The 16,258-nt window shown below is 71.5% G+C and carries 15 protein-coding genes and 2 tRNA genes; 14 read left to right on the top strand and 3 right to left on the bottom strand.

What is annotated here, in order from left to right:
- From V6R91_RS33950 to V6R91_RS33935, 4 genes are all read left to right on the top strand, one after another.
- Positions 1–1,191: a hypothetical protein gene (locus V6R91_RS33950; RefSeq protein WP_271062234.1), complete on the top strand. Its 1,191-nt coding sequence runs from the start codon at positions 1–3 to the stop codon at positions 1,189–1,191.
- A complete protein-coding gene (aztC, locus tag V6R91_RS33945; protein WP_336398976.1) occupies positions 1,188–2,093 on the top strand; it encodes a zinc ABC transporter substrate-binding protein AztC in 906 nt (301 codons plus the stop codon). Before V6R91_RS33950 ends, aztC begins: the two co-directional genes overlap by 4 nt.
- A 25-nt stretch (positions 2,094–2,118) precedes the next feature.
- Positions 2,119–3,324, top strand: a complete 1,206-nt coding sequence (gene aztD / locus V6R91_RS33940; protein WP_271062233.1) for a zinc metallochaperone AztD — start codon at positions 2,119–2,121, stop codon at positions 3,322–3,324.
- Positions 3,325–3,550: 226 nt separating this feature from the next.
- Complete coding sequence (locus tag V6R91_RS33935; RefSeq protein ID WP_067243320.1) at positions 3,551–3,772, top strand: hypothetical protein; 222 nt, start codon at positions 3,551–3,553, stop codon at positions 3,770–3,772.
- A 234-nt stretch (positions 3,773–4,006) separates the two neighbouring features.
- Here V6R91_RS33935 and V6R91_RS33930 read toward each other — a convergent pair whose 3' ends face one another.
- Entirely contained in the window at positions 4,007–4,663 is a 657-nt protein-coding gene (locus V6R91_RS33930) for a GNAT family N-acetyltransferase (protein ID WP_336398975.1), read from the bottom strand.
- Positions 4,664–4,816: 153 nt separating this feature from the next.
- Here V6R91_RS33930 and V6R91_RS33925 point away from each other — a divergent pair, with 153 nt between their 5' ends.
- Both V6R91_RS33925 and V6R91_RS33920 read left to right on the top strand, forming a co-directional pair.
- Complete coding sequence (locus V6R91_RS33925) at positions 4,817–5,539, top strand: response regulator transcription factor (protein ID WP_303621318.1); 723 nt, start codon at positions 4,817–4,819, stop codon at positions 5,537–5,539.
- Entirely contained in the window at positions 5,536–7,035 is a 1,500-nt protein-coding gene (locus tag V6R91_RS33920) for a sensor histidine kinase (RefSeq protein ID WP_336398974.1), read from the top strand. Before V6R91_RS33925 ends, V6R91_RS33920 begins: the two co-directional genes overlap by 4 nt.
- A 32-nt stretch (positions 7,036–7,067) precedes the next feature.
- On the opposite strand, the gene V6R91_RS33915 is transcribed toward V6R91_RS33920, so the two are convergent.
- On the bottom strand, positions 7,068–8,216 hold the full coding sequence (locus tag V6R91_RS33915; RefSeq protein ID WP_336398973.1) for a PQQ-dependent sugar dehydrogenase: 1,149 nt from the start codon (positions 8,214–8,216) through the stop codon (positions 7,068–7,070).
- Positions 8,217–8,308: 92 nt separating this feature from the next.
- Between V6R91_RS33915 and V6R91_RS33910 the strand changes: the two genes are divergently transcribed.
- The 8 genes from V6R91_RS33910 to V6R91_RS33875 all read left to right on the top strand — a co-directional run bounded on the left by V6R91_RS33910 (position 8,309) and on the right by V6R91_RS33875 (position 14,099).
- Positions 8,309–8,800 carry an FBP domain-containing protein gene (locus tag V6R91_RS33910; RefSeq protein ID WP_336398972.1) on the top strand — a complete coding sequence of 164 codons (492 nt, stop codon included), beginning with the start codon at positions 8,309–8,311 and terminating at the stop codon, positions 8,798–8,800.
- A 117-nt stretch (positions 8,801–8,917) separates the two neighbouring features.
- Positions 8,918–9,712: an enoyl-CoA hydratase/isomerase family protein gene (locus V6R91_RS33905; RefSeq protein WP_067243313.1), complete on the top strand. Its 795-nt coding sequence runs from the start codon at positions 8,918–8,920 to the stop codon at positions 9,710–9,712.
- 115 nt (positions 9,713–9,827) lie between these two features.
- On the top strand, positions 9,828–11,006 hold the full coding sequence (locus tag V6R91_RS33900; RefSeq protein ID WP_336398971.1) for a hypothetical protein: 1,179 nt from the start codon (positions 9,828–9,830) through the stop codon (positions 11,004–11,006).
- Positions 11,003–11,818: an inositol monophosphatase family protein gene (locus tag V6R91_RS33895; RefSeq protein ID WP_336398970.1), complete on the top strand. Its 816-nt coding sequence runs from the start codon at positions 11,003–11,005 to the stop codon at positions 11,816–11,818. The genes V6R91_RS33900 and V6R91_RS33895 overlap by 4 nt, the downstream gene beginning before the upstream one ends.
- Positions 11,819–12,357: 539 nt before the next feature.
- Positions 12,358–13,158 carry a M23 family metallopeptidase gene (locus V6R91_RS33890; protein ID WP_336398969.1) on the top strand — a complete coding sequence of 267 codons (801 nt, stop codon included), beginning with the start codon at positions 12,358–12,360 and terminating at the stop codon, positions 13,156–13,158.
- A gap of 40 nt (positions 13,159–13,198) precedes the next feature.
- Positions 13,199–13,270 (top strand) — tRNA-Thr (locus V6R91_RS33885).
- Between the two features lie 27 nt (positions 13,271–13,297).
- Positions 13,298–13,371 (top strand) — tRNA-Met (locus V6R91_RS33880).
- Positions 13,372–13,781: 410 nt separating this feature from the next.
- On the top strand, positions 13,782–14,099 hold the full coding sequence (locus V6R91_RS33875) for a hypothetical protein (RefSeq protein ID WP_271060682.1): 318 nt from the start codon (positions 13,782–13,784) through the stop codon (positions 14,097–14,099).
- Between the two features lie 672 nt (positions 14,100–14,771).
- Here the strand turns inward: V6R91_RS33875 and V6R91_RS33870 are convergent.
- Complete coding sequence (locus V6R91_RS33870; RefSeq protein WP_336398968.1) at positions 14,772–16,130, bottom strand: GntR family transcriptional regulator; 1,359 nt, start codon at positions 16,128–16,130, stop codon at positions 14,772–14,774.
- Between the last annotated feature and the right edge of the window lie 128 nt (positions 16,131–16,258).

Below are 16,258 nucleotides of genomic sequence, written 5' to 3'. Positions count from 1 at the left end.
ATGTCCGTCCTCCTCCGTCGCAGCGGGGTCGTGCCCCTCGCTCTCGCCCTGGCCCTCACCGGATGCGCGAGCGCGTCCGGGCCGTCCGCACCCCCGTCCGCCTCCTCCGCTCCGGCCGGCGAGGGGCACGGCGCGGTGTCCGGGGCGGAGGAGGTCGCCGAGCCGCCGCTGCAGCTCCTCTCCGTCGACGCGCACGGAGCCGTCGGGATCCTCGACCTCCTCGACGGAGCCGCGACGACGCTGGATCCGGTCGGCAGCCCGACCGCCCTCGCCTCCGACGGACGGTACGCGTTCGTCACGACCGAGGAGGGGGCGGAGGTCATCGACAGCGGCGTGTGGACTTGGGACCACGGGGACCACTTCCACTACTACCGCGCGGAGCCGCGGGTGATCGGAACCGTTCCCGGTTCCGGTCCCGTCGTCGTGGCCACCGGGCCGCTGTCCACGGCGGGGACGACGGGACTCTTCTTCGGGGGCAGCGGGGAGGCCGTCCTGCTGGACAACGCGGCGCTCTCGCGCGGCGAGATCGTCGAACGCCTCCGGATCGACGCGGCGGCGCCGGGGCTCCTCGCCCCGAGGGAGGGCGGTGCCGCGCTCGTCTCGGGCGGTGAGCTCCGCCTGCTCGACGAAGAGGGCGAGGAGACGGGGGCACCGGCGGCCTGCCCGGATGCGAGCGGTGCGATCACCACCCGCGCGGGGCTGGTCGTGGGGTGTGCCGACGGCGCACTGCTGCTGGGCGAGAGCGACGCGGTGGAACGGATCCCGATCCCCGGCGGCGCTCCGGCGCCCGCGGCGCTGGACGGACGGAAGGGCCGGCCCACCGTCGCCGGTGTCGCGCCCGGCGCCGGGTACTGGCTGCTCGACACGCGGGCGCGAGCCTGGGAGCTCGTCCGCGTCGACGCGGACCTGGTGCGCGTCGTGGCCGTCGACGACGCCGACGGCCACATCGTCGCGCTCGACGCCGAGGGGCGGGTCCGGGTGTTCGTGGAGGGCACGGAGGTCGCGGCGACGGAACCGCTGGTCTCCGGGCCCGCGGAGGCGGCGGCGCTCGTCGTCGACGCCCAGCGCGCCTACCTGAACGACCCGGTCGGCGGCGTCGTGCACGAGATCGCCTACGCGGACGGCGCGCGCGTCGCCCGGACCCTGGAACCCGCCGTCGCACCGGCGCTGTTCACGGAGGTCGGGCGATGAGACGGTGGGCGGCGCTCATGCTGGGCCTGGTGCTCGCGCTCGCCGGATGCGCGGCGCCGTCGTCGTCCGGGGTGCGGCCCCAGATCGTCGTGACCACGAACATCCTCGGGGACGTCGTGCGCGCCGTGGTGGGCGATCAGGCCGACGTGACGACGCTCATGAAGCCGAACGCCGACCCGCACTCGTTCGAGATCTCGGCGCAGGAGGCCGCGCTCCTCGGTGCGGCCGACCTCGCGGTGTCGAACGGGCTCGGGCTGGAGGAGGGGCTGCAGCAGCATCTCGACCGCGCCGCGGAATCCGGCGTCGACATGGTCGTCGCGGGGGACGCCATCGAGGTCCTCGCGTACGGTCCCGAGGCCGACGGCGCCCCGGATCCGCACTTCTGGACCGACCCGCAGCGCATGGTCGACGTGGTCGATGCGCTCGAGGACGCGCTGGCGGGGATCGACGGCATCGACGAGGGGGCGATCCGCGCGCACGCCGACGCCTATCGCGCCGAGCTGGCGGACCTCGACGCCGAGATGACGACGGCGTTCGCCGCGATCCCGGAGGACCATCGCGCCCTCGTCACGAACCACCACGTCTTCGGCTACCTGGCCGACCGGTACGGCTTCCGGATCGTCGGCGCCGTCATCCCGGGCGGCACGACGCTCGCCGCACCGAGCGCGGCGGACCTCCGCGACCTCGCCGCCGCGATCGAGGAGGCCGGGGTGCCGACGATTTTCGCGGAGTCCTCGCAGCCGGACCGGCTCGTCCAGGTGCTCGCCCGGGAGGCCGGGATCCAGGTGGATGTCGTCGAACTGTTCACCGAGTCGCTGACCGGGCCCGGCGAGGGCGCGGACACCTATCTCACCATGATGCGCACCAACACGGAGCGCATCGCCCAGGGTCTCCGTCGCTGAGACCCTCCACCCAGAAAGAGAGAAGATGAAGAAACACATCCGATGGACGACGGCCGCCGGGCTCGCCGGGCTCGCGCTGGCCGCGACCGGCTGCGCGCCCGCCGCCGCGGACGGTACGCCCGCGTCCGACCAGGGCACGGTCGCGACGGATTCCGGATCGACCACCGGTCGCGTCGCCGTCTCGTACGAGAACGGCATCGCGGTGCTCGACCCGACCACCCTGGAGGTCGTCGCGGAGCTGGATTCTGAGACGTTCACCCGGCTCAACGACTTCGGCGACGGCCGGACGATCGCGGTGACGACCTCGAAGGGCTTCCAGATGCTGGACACCGCCCAGCCGGAACTGACCGACCTCGTGTTCGACGCGACCACCCCGGGGCACGTGGTCGTCCACGACGGCCGGACCGTTCTCTTCGACGACGGGACCGGGAGGACGACGATCCTCGACACCGAGACCTTCGCAGACGGGTACGCGACGCTCCCCGAGGGAGAGATCTACACGGCTGCGGCGCCTCACCACGGCGTCTCGATCGTCCTGTCCGACGGCACGCTCCTCACCACCGTGGGAGACGACACCGGACGGACCGGCGCCATGGCGCTGGCGGAGAAGGACGGGGCCTGGGAGCAGATCTCGGTCAACGCCGAGTGCCCGGGCATCCACGGCGAAGGGACGGCGATGGGCGAGGCCGTGGTCTTCGGATGCGAGGACGGCGCGCTGCTGTACCGGGACGGGACCTTCCGCAAGCTGAGCGCGCCCGATCCGTACGGCCGGATGGGCAACGCGTTCGTCTCCGAGACGAGCCCGATCGTCGTCGGCGACTACAAGAGCGATCCGGATGCCGAGGGATACCTCCTGAACGCGGTGACCCTCATCGACACGGCAGCGGGCACGTCCCGCGTCGTGGACCTCCCGGACGAGGTGCAGTACACCTTCCGCGATGTCGCCCGCGGTCCGGAGGATCAGGCCTACATCCTCAGCACGGACGGGAAGATCCACGTGCTCGACCCGGAGTCGGGATCGATCACCGACGCCTACCCCGTGATCGAGCCGTGGCAGGGGCCGGCGCAATGGCAGGACGCCCACCCCGCCATCCGTGTGAGCGGCGACATCGCGTACGTCACCGAGCCCGCCGCGAACGCGGTGCACGCCGTCGACCTCACCACGGGCAAGACCGTGGCGAGCGTCGAGCTCGACCACACGCCGAACGAGCTCGCCGTCGCCCACGGCTGACGCCACCGTCGCCCGGCCGGACCCTCCGGCCGGGCGACGCAGGGTCCGGTGCGGCCCGGGCGCAACCCCCTCGCGTTCGCTCGGGAACCGGACTGTCCTGGAACAGACTCCGAGAAGGGTGTGAGTGTGTGACGATCGACCTCCGGCATCCGTCTCGGAAGTGTGACGCGGTTGCGGGCGGAAGGCGCCCGGCGCGTCGCATGACCGTTCACGGGAAGGAAGAGCCATGGGCAAGAACGTCCTGATCATCGCCATCGTCGTCGTCGCCGCGTACATCGTCGGGGTGGAAGCCGGCCGCTCCCGCGGCAAGGACTACGAGGACCTGCGCCACCAGATCGAGCGGCTGTGGACCAGCCCCGAGGCGCAGAAGTCGCGGAAGCGGGCGGCGAAGAAGATCAAGAAGGCCGTGGAGGAGGCGGGGCGCCGTCGGCGCCGCGCCCTGCGCTGAGACGACGCGCGCGTCCGGCGGCGGCGATTGTGCCCGTTGTCGCCGCCGGACGGAACCCCCTGTCGTGATCCGCGTCCCCGAGGTGTGATGGGCATCCGACCTGGACGACGGACGGAGCATCGCGTCCCGGAGCAGGACTTGCGCATCAGCCTCCGCCGCCTGCCGACCGCGCCCGCGGACGGCCTGCTCCTCGACCTGCGCTGAAGGAGATCGCGGCGCACGCGGAGCGCCGGGTCAGGGCCTCGGGCGGATCAGGCGGAGGACGTCGGCGGGCGTCTCGCTCACGCGGGTGAAGCCGAGGCGTTCCGCGAGCCGGAGGGACGCCGCGTTCTCGGCGTGGATCTCAGCCAGCGCCCAGTGCGCGCCGAGCGCCTCGTCCGCGAGCCGCAGCAGCGCCGAGGCCGCTTCGAACGCATAGCCGTTCCCGGTGTGCGCCGGGTGCAGCAGCCAGCCGACCTCCACCCCGAAGGTCGCCGGGTCCGTCCCCCGCAGATGCAGGGACACGTCGCCGATCACCCGGTCGTCCCGGGTCACGGCGAGGGCGAGGAAGTCCCCGTCGTAGCAGAGGCGGGTGTGGCGCGTCCGGTGGCGCAGGTGCGTGCGGGACGCGCGGCGGGACCGTCGCGGCCAGGGCAGGAAGCGCAGGACCCCGGGGGAGGACTGGATGCGGAACCAGTCCTCGGCGTCGCTCATCGCGTACGGGCGCAGCAGGAGCCGCGCGGTGGGGACCGGTCGTGCGTGCAGCGGCGTCGGGACGCGGGGGCCTCGGAGGAAGTCGGGACGACGCACGGGGATCGCTGCGCGGAGCGCCGGGATCCCGACGGCCCGAGGCATTGCGGGGCGTCGGGGCGAGGAGCGCGGGGCTGCGCCGTGGGGTGTCGTCGCTGTCATGCGACGGACGGTAGTCAGCGAACACGTGCGGTCCCGAAGCGATCGTGTGCGTCTTCTATGAATCCCGGGCGCGCACGCCTGCCATGCGGAAATACTTGGATGGTGGAGTCCGGATCCTTCCTCCCCGTCTCGAACGAGGAGCCGAGACCCGCCCTGCTCGCCCAGCTTCCCCGGATCAGGCGCAGTGACGGCGGGGACATCCGCATCCTGCTCGTCGACGACGAGGAGGTCCTGACCCGTCTGGTCGGTCTCGCCCTCGGCTACGAAGGATGGCGGGTGGAGGCCGCGGGCACGGGCGCGGAGGCGCTGGCGGCCCTGCGCGCCGAGCGGCCGGACGCCGTCGTGCTCGACATCATGCTCCCCGACACCGACGGCATCGCGCTGCTGCGGCGCATGCGTGAGCTCGCGCCCGGGATCCCCGTCCTCTTCCTCACTGCCCGGGACTCAGTCGGCGACCGCGTGCTCGGCCTCACCGCGGGAGGGGACGACTACCTCACCAAGCCGTTCAGCCTCGCCGAGCTCGTCGCGCGGCTGCGCGGACTGCTGCGCCGGTCGATCCCCGGGCAGGAGGAGATCCGGATCGAAGTCGGGCCGCTGATGCTCGACGAACGCACCCACGAGGTCACCCTCGACGGGCGCGCGGTGAGCCTCACGGCGACCGAGTTCGAGCTGCTGCGCTACCTCATGCGCAACCCCGATCTCGTGCTCAGCCGGAGCCAGATCCTCGACAACGTCTGGCACTACGACTTCGCCGGACGCCGATCGATCGTCGATCTCTACATCTCCTACCTGCGCAAGAAACTCGCGCGCCCGGGACCGACCCTCATCCAGACGGTCCGCGGCGTCGGCTACATCCTGAGAGCGCCGCAGCCGTGACGCGGCGCTGGGGGCCGACCTCCCTGGTCGGACGCATCGTCGGCGGCACGCTGATCCTGTTCGCGGCGGCCATGCTCCTCGGGAGCCTGGTGGTCGGGATCGCGCTCCGGGCGAACGCCACCGCCATCGTCGACCAGCAGGTCGCGGCGTCCGAGCTGGCCTTCGAGCGGGTGATCGTCAAGAACCACGGCTCGCCGCACAAGCCTCTGTCCGAGTTCATCGGGCAGGGCCCAGGGTCTGTGATCGTGCTCCTCACCGCTGACGACCGGGTCATCGATGCGGCGCGGTTCACGGAGGAGGGCGGTCGCTCGGTCCCCGTCGAGGCGCTCGCCACGGTGGGTGCCTTCGCGGAGACCGCCGATCGCGGGAGGACTCAGGATCTCGCCCTTCCCGGCCTCGGATCCTTCCGCGCGACCGTCGACGAGGCCCAGGGGCGGGTTCTCGTCACCGCCGTCTCCACGAGCGCGGTGGATGCGGCGATCGGCCTGCAGACCGCCGTCAACGCCGGCGTCGCCGTACTGGCGATGGTGGCGCTCGCGGTCGGGGCGACGATCCTCGTCCGGCTCATGCTGCGCCCGCTCACCCGGGTCGCCACGGCCGCGAAGGTGGTGGCGCGAAGCCCCCTGCGCGACGACGACACCCGGGTGCCGCGCCCGCTCGATGACCGGGACCTCCGCGATCGGAGCGAGGTCGGAGAGGTCGGGCGCGCCTTCGACCTGCTGCTCGACAACGTCGATGACGCGATCCAGTACCGTGTGGCCGTCGACCGGCGGATGCGCCAGTTCCTCACCGACGCCAGCCACGAGCTGAGAACGCCGCTGGCCTCGATCCGCGGCTACGCCGAGCTCACCCGGCAGGACAGCGCGGCTTTGCCGCCCACGACCGAGTACTCCCTCAGCCGCATCGAGTCCGAGGCCGCACGGATGGCGCGGCTCGTCGACAACCTCCTTCTCCTCGCCCGTCTCGACGAGGAGGACGACCTGCAGCTGGACGACGTCGACCTCGCCGACATCGCGGCGGCGGCGGTGTCGGATGCGAGCGCCGCCTTCCCCGACCACTCCTGGACAGCGGAGCTTCCCGACGGCCCCGCGATCATCCGCGGGGACACCGAGCGGCTGCACCAGCTGATGGCGAACCTGCTGGCGAACGCCGGCACCCACACCCCGCCGGGCACCACGACGACCGTGCGGGTGGAGACGGGGGAGGGCGGGAGCGAGACCGCGAGCCTGATCGTCACCGACGACGGGCCCGGCATCCCGCCCGAGCGCGCCGCGCACTTGTTCGAGCGGTTCAACGGCCGTCATGGCGGAGACGGATCCGGCTCGTCGTCGGGGCTCGGGCTCTCGATCGTCAAGGCGATCGTCGACGCCCACCGCGGCTCCATCGCGTACGCCGAGGACGGGTCGGGGACGATGTTCACGATCCGGCTTCCGGCCCCGCCCGCCGCCGCCGACGGTGCTGATGCGACCGCGTCGCCGGGCGGAGGCGTCGGGTAGGGCTGTCGCCGCGTCCCCCGGACCGGGACGGCTCAGTCGGCGGGGAGCCGCACGATCCGGTCGTCGCCCTCCCGGGGATCCCCGCGTCCGTCGGTGTTGTTCGTGAGGATCCAGATCGCCCCGCCGCCCGCATCGACCACGTCGCGCAGCCGCCCGAACTCGCCGACGTGCTCCTCTGAGGACCAGGACGGATCGGACAGGGGCACACGGCGGAGGCGCTCGCCGCGGAGGTTCGCGAGGAAGAGGGTGTCGCCGACGATCGCGATGCCGCTGGGGCTCGCGGCGTCCGTGGGCCACTGTTGCACGGGGTCGACGAATCCCTCGATCCCCGCGATGCCCTCCGCCTCCGGCCACCCGTAGTCGGCGCCCGGGGTGATGACGTTGAGCTCGTCCCACGTGTCCTGCCCGAACTCGCTCGCGTAGAGCGTGCCGTCCGCGGACCAGGCGAGTCCCTGCGGATTGCGGTGGCCGTAGCTGTACACCGGCGATCCCGGGAACGGGTTGTCCGGCGGGACCTGGCCGTCCGGCGTGATCCGGAGGATCTTGCCGCCGAGACTGGTGAGATCCTGCGCGCGGGAGGGGTCGCCGGCGTCTCCTGCGGTCACGTAGAGCATGCCGTCCGGGCCGAACGCGATCCGACCGCCGTTGTGCACGGCCGCGGCGGGGAGCCCGGCGAGGATCGACTCCGCCGGACCGAGCGACAGGGCGCCGGGGGCGCCGTCCAGCCGGAAGCGCTGCACGCGATTGCCGTCGTCGGCCGTCGACATGGCGTAGAGGAAGCCGTCGCGGACGGCGATGCCGAGCAGCCCGCCCTCGCCGCGGGGCGTCACCCCGTCGACGACGCCGACGTCGTGGATGCTTCCCGACGGCGAGAGCTCGCGGATCCGCGCGCTGTCTCGTTCGCTGAACAGTGCGGTCCCGTCGTGGAAGGCCAGCGACCAGGGGACCTCCAGACCCTCCGCGACGACTCCGGGCGTGACCGGGGTGGCGGTCGCAGAAGCGGTCGGGGCGGGCGTCGGCGGTGTCGGCGTGGAGGATGCGGCCGCGGGCGTGGAGCGCGACGAGCTGGGGCCCGGACCGGGGGAGCCGCAGGCGGCCAGCGCGCCGGCGGCGAGCAGGCACGTCGTCGCCGCAGCGATGCCCGCGACGGCCCGCCGGAACCTCTTCCGCCTCGGTCCCATGACCCCACGGTAGTCCGACCCGTCCGAACCCGGCACCCCGGGACGGCCTGCCCGACCCGCCCACGGACTCCGCCCGCTCGTAGACTGGGGCGATGCGTGCGCTCACCGAGGACGAGATCCGCGCATCGATCGTGAACGCGGACGACGACGAGATCGCGCGGATCGGGATGCCCCACGACCTCCTGCTCGCGGAGTGGGACTACCTGGACTTCTTCGCATGGCGCGATCCGGAGTCGCCCCGTCGCGGATGCGTCGTCGTGGAGCGCGAAGGGCGCGCGGTCGGGATCCTCCTCAGGTCCACGGATCCGAGCCGCGCGCGGTCGGGGATGTGCAACATCTGCCACACGATGCAGCCCGGCAACCAGGTGGCGCTGTTCTCCGCGCGACGGGCGGGGGCCGCCGGCCGCCGAGGATCCAGCGTCGGGACGTACATGTGCGCCGACCTCTCCTGCCACGAGAGCGTGCGGATCGTGCCGCCCCTCGCACCCAACGAGATCCGCGCGGCGCATCACGCCGATCGGCGCCTCGACGGCACGCATGCGCGGCTGCACGCGTTCGTGGACTCGGTCCTCCGCGAGGACTGAGCCGGCGCCGGCTTCCGCCCGGAGAGGGTGCGGCGCGGGAGCGCCTAGGCTGAGTCGTGGCGTGCTCCCGGTGCGGAGGCGCCGCCGGCCGCTGTCGTCCGCATGCGAGGAGTTCCGATGACCGACCCGATCCGTTTCACCGTCGAGGACGGCATGGCCCGTCTGACCCTCAACCGTCCGCAGCGCCTCAACGCGTTCGACGCGGAGCTCGCCCACGCCTGGGCCGAGGCGACGGAGGAGGCCACGACGCGGGAGGACGTCGGCGCGATCCTGATCGACGCGGAAGGCCCCTCCTTCTGCGCGGGAGGGGACGTCATCGCCATGTCCCAGGGCGTGGGCGGCGGCGCGGACGTCACGGCGCTCGCCGGAACGATCAACCGGGGGATCCGGGCGCTCACGGAGTCGGCCGTCCCGGTCGTCGCCGCCGCGCACGGAAGCACCGCCGGTGGCGGTCTGGGGATCCTGCTCTGCAGCGACTACGCGATCGTGGGCTCCGGCTCGCGGATCGGAAGCCTGTACGCGAACATCGGCCTGACCCCGGATCTGTCCGTGTCCGCCCAGCTCGCCGCCGCCGTCGGCGAGCGTCGCGCGCTCCAGCTCGTGCTGCAGGACCGCCTGCTCTCGGCCGAGGAGGCCCGGGAGTGGGGGCTGGTGGCCGAGGTCGTCGCGGGCGAGGACGCCGAGTCCCAGGCCGCGGCCGTGCGCGCCAGGGCGGAGGAGGTCGCGCGGTTCTGGCTGGCCGGTGCGCACGGCGCGTACGGGCAGGCGAAGCGCCTCGTGCGATCCCGCCCCGCCCGCACGTTCGCCGAGCAGCTCGACGAGGAGGCCCGCACCATCGGTGCGGCCTTCGACGGCGAGGAGGCGAAGACGCGCGTCGCGGCCTTCGCAGCCCGATCGTCGCGTCGCGCCTGACGCTGCTCGTCCTGCACCGATCCGATCCGTGACGATCTCCCCACATCCGGGGGAATCCTCTCCCGGATACGCTACGTCCGCGTGGCAGGATGAAGGCACCGACGAGAGGATCGCCATGTCAGACGTCGCTGCCTCCGGCTCCAAGAAGCCGAACACCTCCTTGCTGATCCGAGGAGCCATCTGGATCGCGATCGGCGCGCTCATCGCCGCCGCTCTCGTCTGCGTCGTGTGGGTGCTGGTGGGGGATCAGCAGGGGCTCATCGGCCGCGCGTTCCTCACGATCCTGCTGCTGGCGGGCTTCGCGGGCATCGCCATCCTGGAGGCGAGCCTGGCGCCGACCCGCCCTGACTGGCTCGCCCTGCTGAGCATGATCTCGTGGATCGTCGCCCTGCTGGTCGGCGCGGTCAAGATCTGGCTTCCGGAGAAGCAGACCTTCAACGACTACGACTTCGGCGTCGACAGCGGGTTCGAGCGGTTCTTCCACCTGGTCCTGGTGGTCGCGATCCTGCAGTTGGCGATGCTGCACGTTCGCCTCTTCTGGCGGGCCTCGCAGCGCTACGTGACGACCTTCACGCGGGTGATCGTGTACACGACCTTCGGTTTCCTCGGCGCCCTCGTCGCCATGTTGGTGTTCTTCCTCACGTTCCCGCACGCCTTCTCGTACTCGGAGCTCTTCTGGCGGATCGTCGTGGCCCTGACCATCCTCGCCGCGGTGGGGACGACCCTGTTGCCGCTGCTGAACGCGCTGTTCGCCCCGAAGCGCCCGGTCGCGCAGCCCGCCGTCGCCAGCGCGTGGCCGACCTACGCGGACGGGCGCACTCCGCTTCCCGTGCTTCGCGACGGCTCGCCCGACTGGAACGCCTACTACACGGGCGTCCCGACGATCGAGGCTGCGCCGGCCATCGGCGACTACCCCGGTCAGGCGGCTCCGCCCGCGTCACCGGCGGCCTTTGCCGCCGACCCGTTCGCGTCCGCCCCTGCACCGGCATCCGCGGGCGGTTCCTCGGGCTCCGCGGCGGGTCACCAGCTGCCGCCTGCGGCCTCGGCGCCGGTCGAACCCGTGCCGCCCGTCCCGCCCGCGCAGCCGGATCCGCCAGTCCAGCCGGTCCAGCCGGTGCCCCCGGTCCAGCCGGTGCCCCCGGCCCAGCCGGAGCCTCCCGTGCCGCCGCGCCCCGAGCCGCCGGTTCCCCCGCAGCCCGAGCCGCCCGCGGAGCCCCCGGTCCCGCCCCGACCGCAAGACCCGCCGGTGCCCCCGGCGTTTCCGCCCGCCCCGCCCGCGGCTCCGCAGCGATGACCGCGGGTACCGACGCCCCCGACATCGAAGCGCTGCGCTCCCTCGCCGCTGAGATCGCTCTCGAGGCGGGCGAGCTGGCACGGCGCCGCCGCGCGGAGGGCGTGTCGATCGCGGCGACCAAGAGCACGCTCGCCGACATCGTCACGGAGGCCGATCGCGAGGTGGAACAGCTCATCCGAGATCGGCTCGACGCCGAGCGACCGGGCGATGGCTTCCTCGGCGAGGAGTCGGGTGGCGAGCCCGGCTCGACGGGAGTGACCTGGGTCGTGGATCCGATCGACGGGACGGTCAACTACGCCGGCGGGTTCCCGACGTACTGCGTGAGCATCGCTGCGGTCGCGGGCGGCGACGATCCCGACACATGGAGCGCGTTGGCGGGGGTCGTCCATGCGCCCGTCCTGGGAGAGCTCTTCACCGCCGCACGCGGGCACGGCGCCCGACTGGGCGCGGTGCCCCTCCAGGTCTCCACGGAGAATCCCGCTGGCGCGCTCCTCGGCACGGGGTTCGGCTACGACCCCGCGACGCACGACGGGGATCTCGCCACTGTCCGTCGGGTCCTTCCCCTCGTCCGCGACCTTCGTCGGATGGGCGCGGCTGCCCTCGATCTCGCGTACGTCGCGGCGGGCCGCTTGGACGGGTACTTCGAGCGCGGACTCAAGCCCTGGGACTTCGCCGCCGGCGCCTTGATCGTCGAAGAGGCCGGTGGCCGATTCGAGCGACTTGTCGAACCGGGGAGCGCGCGTCGCATGTGCGTCGCCGGATCCGCGGAGCTCGTCGCGGATCTCGTGGAGAGGATCCGCGCGGTGCCGTGATCGTCCATGGCTTTCCCAGGCCACCTTCGATAGTGTTTATCCGATCGTTACCTTCGTCGGCCCGACGACGGAGGTGCTGAGCCCCCACGCCGTTCCCCCCGACGGTCGACCCGAGAGATACGTTCTTGCCCCTCGACACTCCTGCGTCCGAGCCCGCACAGACGCGACGCTCCCGACGCCAGACGGCCGTGAGCGCGCCCGCATCCACGATCCCCCTGACCGTGCCTGCCGCAGCGCCCACTGCCCCGTCCGCATCGTCCCGACGAGCTGCCCGTGCCGCGGCCGGCCAGAGCAGGACGACGTCGTCGTCCCCGGCCTCCGCCACCGGTCCGAGTGCGGGTGCCCACGCTCCGGAAGGCCGGCAGACCTCCGCGACCGACTTCGACGCGGCGCTGCACGCGCTGGGCGGCGCGGCGGCTCGCGTCGCCGGCACGAACGACACCGACGCACCTGCCGCCTCGTCTTCCTCCGACGCACCTGCCGCCTCGTCTTCCTCCGAGTCGCCTGCCGCCTCGTTTTCCTCCGAGTCGCCGGCCCGCGTGCCCGCTCCCGGTCAGCCCCGCTCCTCCTTCCGGCGTCTGGCGACGGTCGGGTCCGTCGCCGGCGCCATGGGCGTCGCCGCGCTCATCGCCATCTCGATGACGCTCCCCTCGCAGGCCGTGGCCTCGTCGGCGGGCGCTGCGGCGGCGACCTCCCTGGTCGTCGGTGAGCGCGCCAAGACGGAGTCCGCGGCCGGCGGCGAGGAGCAGATCCAGGCGTTCATCGCGCCGAACGACGTGCAGAACCCGTCGCTGCAGAGCGCCCAGGGCTTCACGGCGATGTCGCAGGCGGACGTGGCGGCCGAGTCCGGGATCCGCTTCTCCAGCGAGCTCTACACGAACGACCGGACTGCCGCGATCCAGTGGCCCTACGCCGTCGGCGTCGCGATGAGCTCGCCGTACGGGCCGAGGGACGGCCGGATGCACCAGGGCATCGACCTCATCCCGGGCGAGGGGGCGCCGATCCAGGCGATCGCGGACGGGGTCGTGCGCCTCGCGAGCGAGAGCGACGGGGGCTACGGGGTCGGCATCTACATCGACCACATCATCGACGGCAAGCCGATCACGAGCCACTACGGGCACATGATCTACGGCTCGATGCGCGTCAAGACGGGCGACACGGTCAAGGTCGGCGACATCATCGGCTTGACTGGGAACACCGGCAACTCCTATGGCGCGCACCTGCACTTCGAGCTCTACGTGAACGACGCGACGATCGATCCGCTGCCCTGGCTGCAGGCGAATGCGGGCCGTAAGTCGCTCAACGCGGAGGGCGTCGGCGCCGATTCGGATCAGCGCTGAATCTTTGGTATTCTCGTCTGGTTGCCCGCAAGGGCAGCACGCCCCGATAGCTCAGTGGCAGAGCACTTCCATGGTAAGGAAGGGGTCGTCAGTTCAATCCTGACTCGGGGCTCGCAACACCTGGTTCACCAGGTGCCGCGGCAGGGTAGCTCAGTTGGTGAGAGCGCACGACTCATAATCGTGAGGTCGCGGGTTCAAGCCCCGCTCCTGCTACAGATGAAAACCCCCGATTTATCGGGGGTTTTTCTGTTTCGACCGCTTCACCTCCCGCAGCAGGAGCGACCTCACGACTTCGAGCACTGGCAAGGTCGGTCGCGTAGCGCGAGCGCAGCAGAGCGCACCCTTCCGCTCTTGGTCGGACGCTCAACGAGCTTGCCGTTGCCGTCGTGGGGAGTGACAGGCAGGGGTTCGCGGGAATCTTCTGATCCAGCACCGCGAGTTCGCACGGCCGCAGCAGCGTGAGGACATCCGTCTTCGTTGACGGTGCACCGTCCGCCGCGGCAGTCCAGCCCTCGCCAGAGCCGACTCCTGTCGGTGAAGCACCTGTCATGCACGCACGCGGATGGTTCCGCGCCGTGGGGATTGCCCGCAGCGCGTGAAACGGTATCGATAGTGTGGAAAACATGATCGTGTTCGGCGGGTTCGCGGCCGTGGTCGGAGTCGTACTGTTCCATATGGCGCTTGGAATGACGTTGCGTGCGAACCCGACGGCGAGAGTCCCGTTTTACCGCAACGCCGCGATCATCCCCAACGGATCAGTCGCGATGCGAGCTGTTGGCGCGGGCCTTGTTGTTCTTGGGTCGGTTCTGCTCGGCACGAGCGCCTGGTATTGGCCCTTCGTTGTCGTTCTGGCTGGCCCAGTCGCCGCGTTGATAGTCATTGCCCTCCACAACAGGAGAGTTTCGACCCAACCAGCCGGACGAGTCACCAGTACGGAGTAGCGCAAACGTGCCCTGCCGAAGGGCGTGAACGCCCTTCGCCCTCTACGACCAGGCGCCCCAATTGGCCCGCTGTCGCCAGTGAGGCTAACCTGTCGTTGTTGTTACAGAGCCCGTGCGAGGTCTCCCGAGGCGCGTTCAGCCCACGGTGCCGCCCGTCGCTCGTTCACCCATTCCATGAGCTGCACGTGCGAGGCATCCATGCCCTCGGGCGTGACGTCCTCCAGGCGCCCACCGAACGAAAGACCGGACTCATCCGGCAGGACCCGTCCGCGTCTCGGTGCCTCGCCTTCACCTCTCGCGCGTCGCCGTACCCGTCCGGATCGAGGGGCAGCCCTCGCAGCGCGATCTCATCCCGACCACGCATCGCATCACACCCACAGCGCTTGCCCTCGTCGCGCGCTTTCAGCCTGGGCGAAACGTCAACCGGACGCGAGCAGAAGCTCTCTCCAACTGATCTTCTAGGCTGCCGGACAGCTCTTGCGTCAGCAGATTTCGCGGTGAGTATCAGACCCTCAAAATCGTGAGGTCGCGGGTTCAAGCCCCGCTCCTGCTACAGATCGCCCCGAGATTCCGCGGAATCTCGGGGCTTTTCCGTGCCTTCTGGGATCGTCTCGCCGCCGGTCCTTCTCGGGGGTTGACGCCGGACTCCGGTCGTCAGGAGCTGCGCGCGGATCACTGACCGTCGTCGCGAGGAGCGTTCGCGAGGATCTGCCCTCGGCGGTCGGCCCGCGTGAAGACGTCGCGATAGACCAGTTCGGCCAGGCGGGTGTCGCGGCTCGCGATCGCCTCGTACAGCAGCTTGTGCCCGCGCAGCACGACGGAGGCGAGCGGAGCCTCCGAGACGAGCAGCCTCATCCGGCCCTCGATGAGCCGGTTCACCTCGCCGAGCAGCCGGTTGCCGCACATGGCGTAGATCTGCGTTCGGAAGTCGAAGAGCGCCTTCACGAGATTCTTCGTGTCGCCGGGCGCGACGCGATGCTCGGCGAGCAGCTTCTCCTTCAGCGCCGCGAGCTCTCGCGGAAGCGGTCGCTGGGCGGCGAGGCGCGTGGCGAGCACGTCCATGGCGGCGCCGACGTCGAAGAGGTCGTCGCGCTCCTCGTCGCGCAGTCCCCGCACGCGGGAGGCCACCCGTGAGGACCCCGAGGTCGCGAGCCCCTCCCTGGTGAGCATCTCGATGGCCTCGCCGACCGGGATGCGGCTCACGCCGAACTCCTCCGCCACGAGCCTCTCGGAGAGGATACTCCCGGGAGCGCGGACGCCGTCGATGATCTGACGCTGGAGGCGGTCGTGCACCATCACGTGCTCGGGGGCGTATGCGTCCTCGTCGGATACGGGCGGCGTCTCCGCCTCCGGTGCGGTCAGGGAGAGGTCGAACGCATCGTCGTCGAGCGCGCGCAGCACCCGGGCATGGCGGGCGGCGCGCGAGCTCTCGGCGAGCTCGACCATCGTCGCCTCGGCGGCCTCGGGGTCACCGTCGGCGAACGCGCGCTCGAACCTCTCGTAGAACGGCAGGGGCGCCGTCAGGGCGGGGTCTGCGAGAGCGAACATCCGCCGGGTGCGGCTCAGCAGGGCGGTGTGGATCTCGAGGAGGATCGGATTGCGGGTTGCCTCGTAACTGTGCGTCCGGAAAGCCAGCCCGGCTCGGCGCAGCTGCTCCGTGTCGTCGGCGGCGACCGCGCGACGGGCGTCCTCCACGTCGGCGCCGAATCGGCGGAGGTCCGCTTCGGTGCGGCGGACGGCGGCCTGCCGGACCGCGAGGCGGTCGAAGGCGCTATGGAGCTCCGCGATATCGGCGACGTCAGTCCGACTGAGCACGTGAACGAGCCCGCCGTGGCGGGGGAGACGGTCGACCAGTCCCTCGTGGATCAGCCCCCGGATCGCCTTGCGCACCGGGATGCGGCTCACGGAGAATCGTGCGGCCTCGGTCGCCTCGACGATCCGGCTGCCACCGGGCCTGGTGCCGTCGATGATCTCGTCGCGGATGGCCCGTTGGACGCGCTCGGTGGCGGAGCACTCGTCGGCTTCGTCCACGCCCTGCCCCTCCGTCCGGATCGCTCGGTGCACCACCGGACCGGGATCGCGTCGGCGAACGACGGCGGGCGTGTGCGGCGAGAATCCTCAGACTATCGCACGCCCTTTCCCACACTCCGGCTTGCGCC

It is taken from the genome of Microbacterium sp. CCNWLW41 (assembly GCF_037083505.1).
Note: the sequence above shows the minus strand (reverse complement) of the source record. Positions and strands in the feature narration are given on the sequence as shown.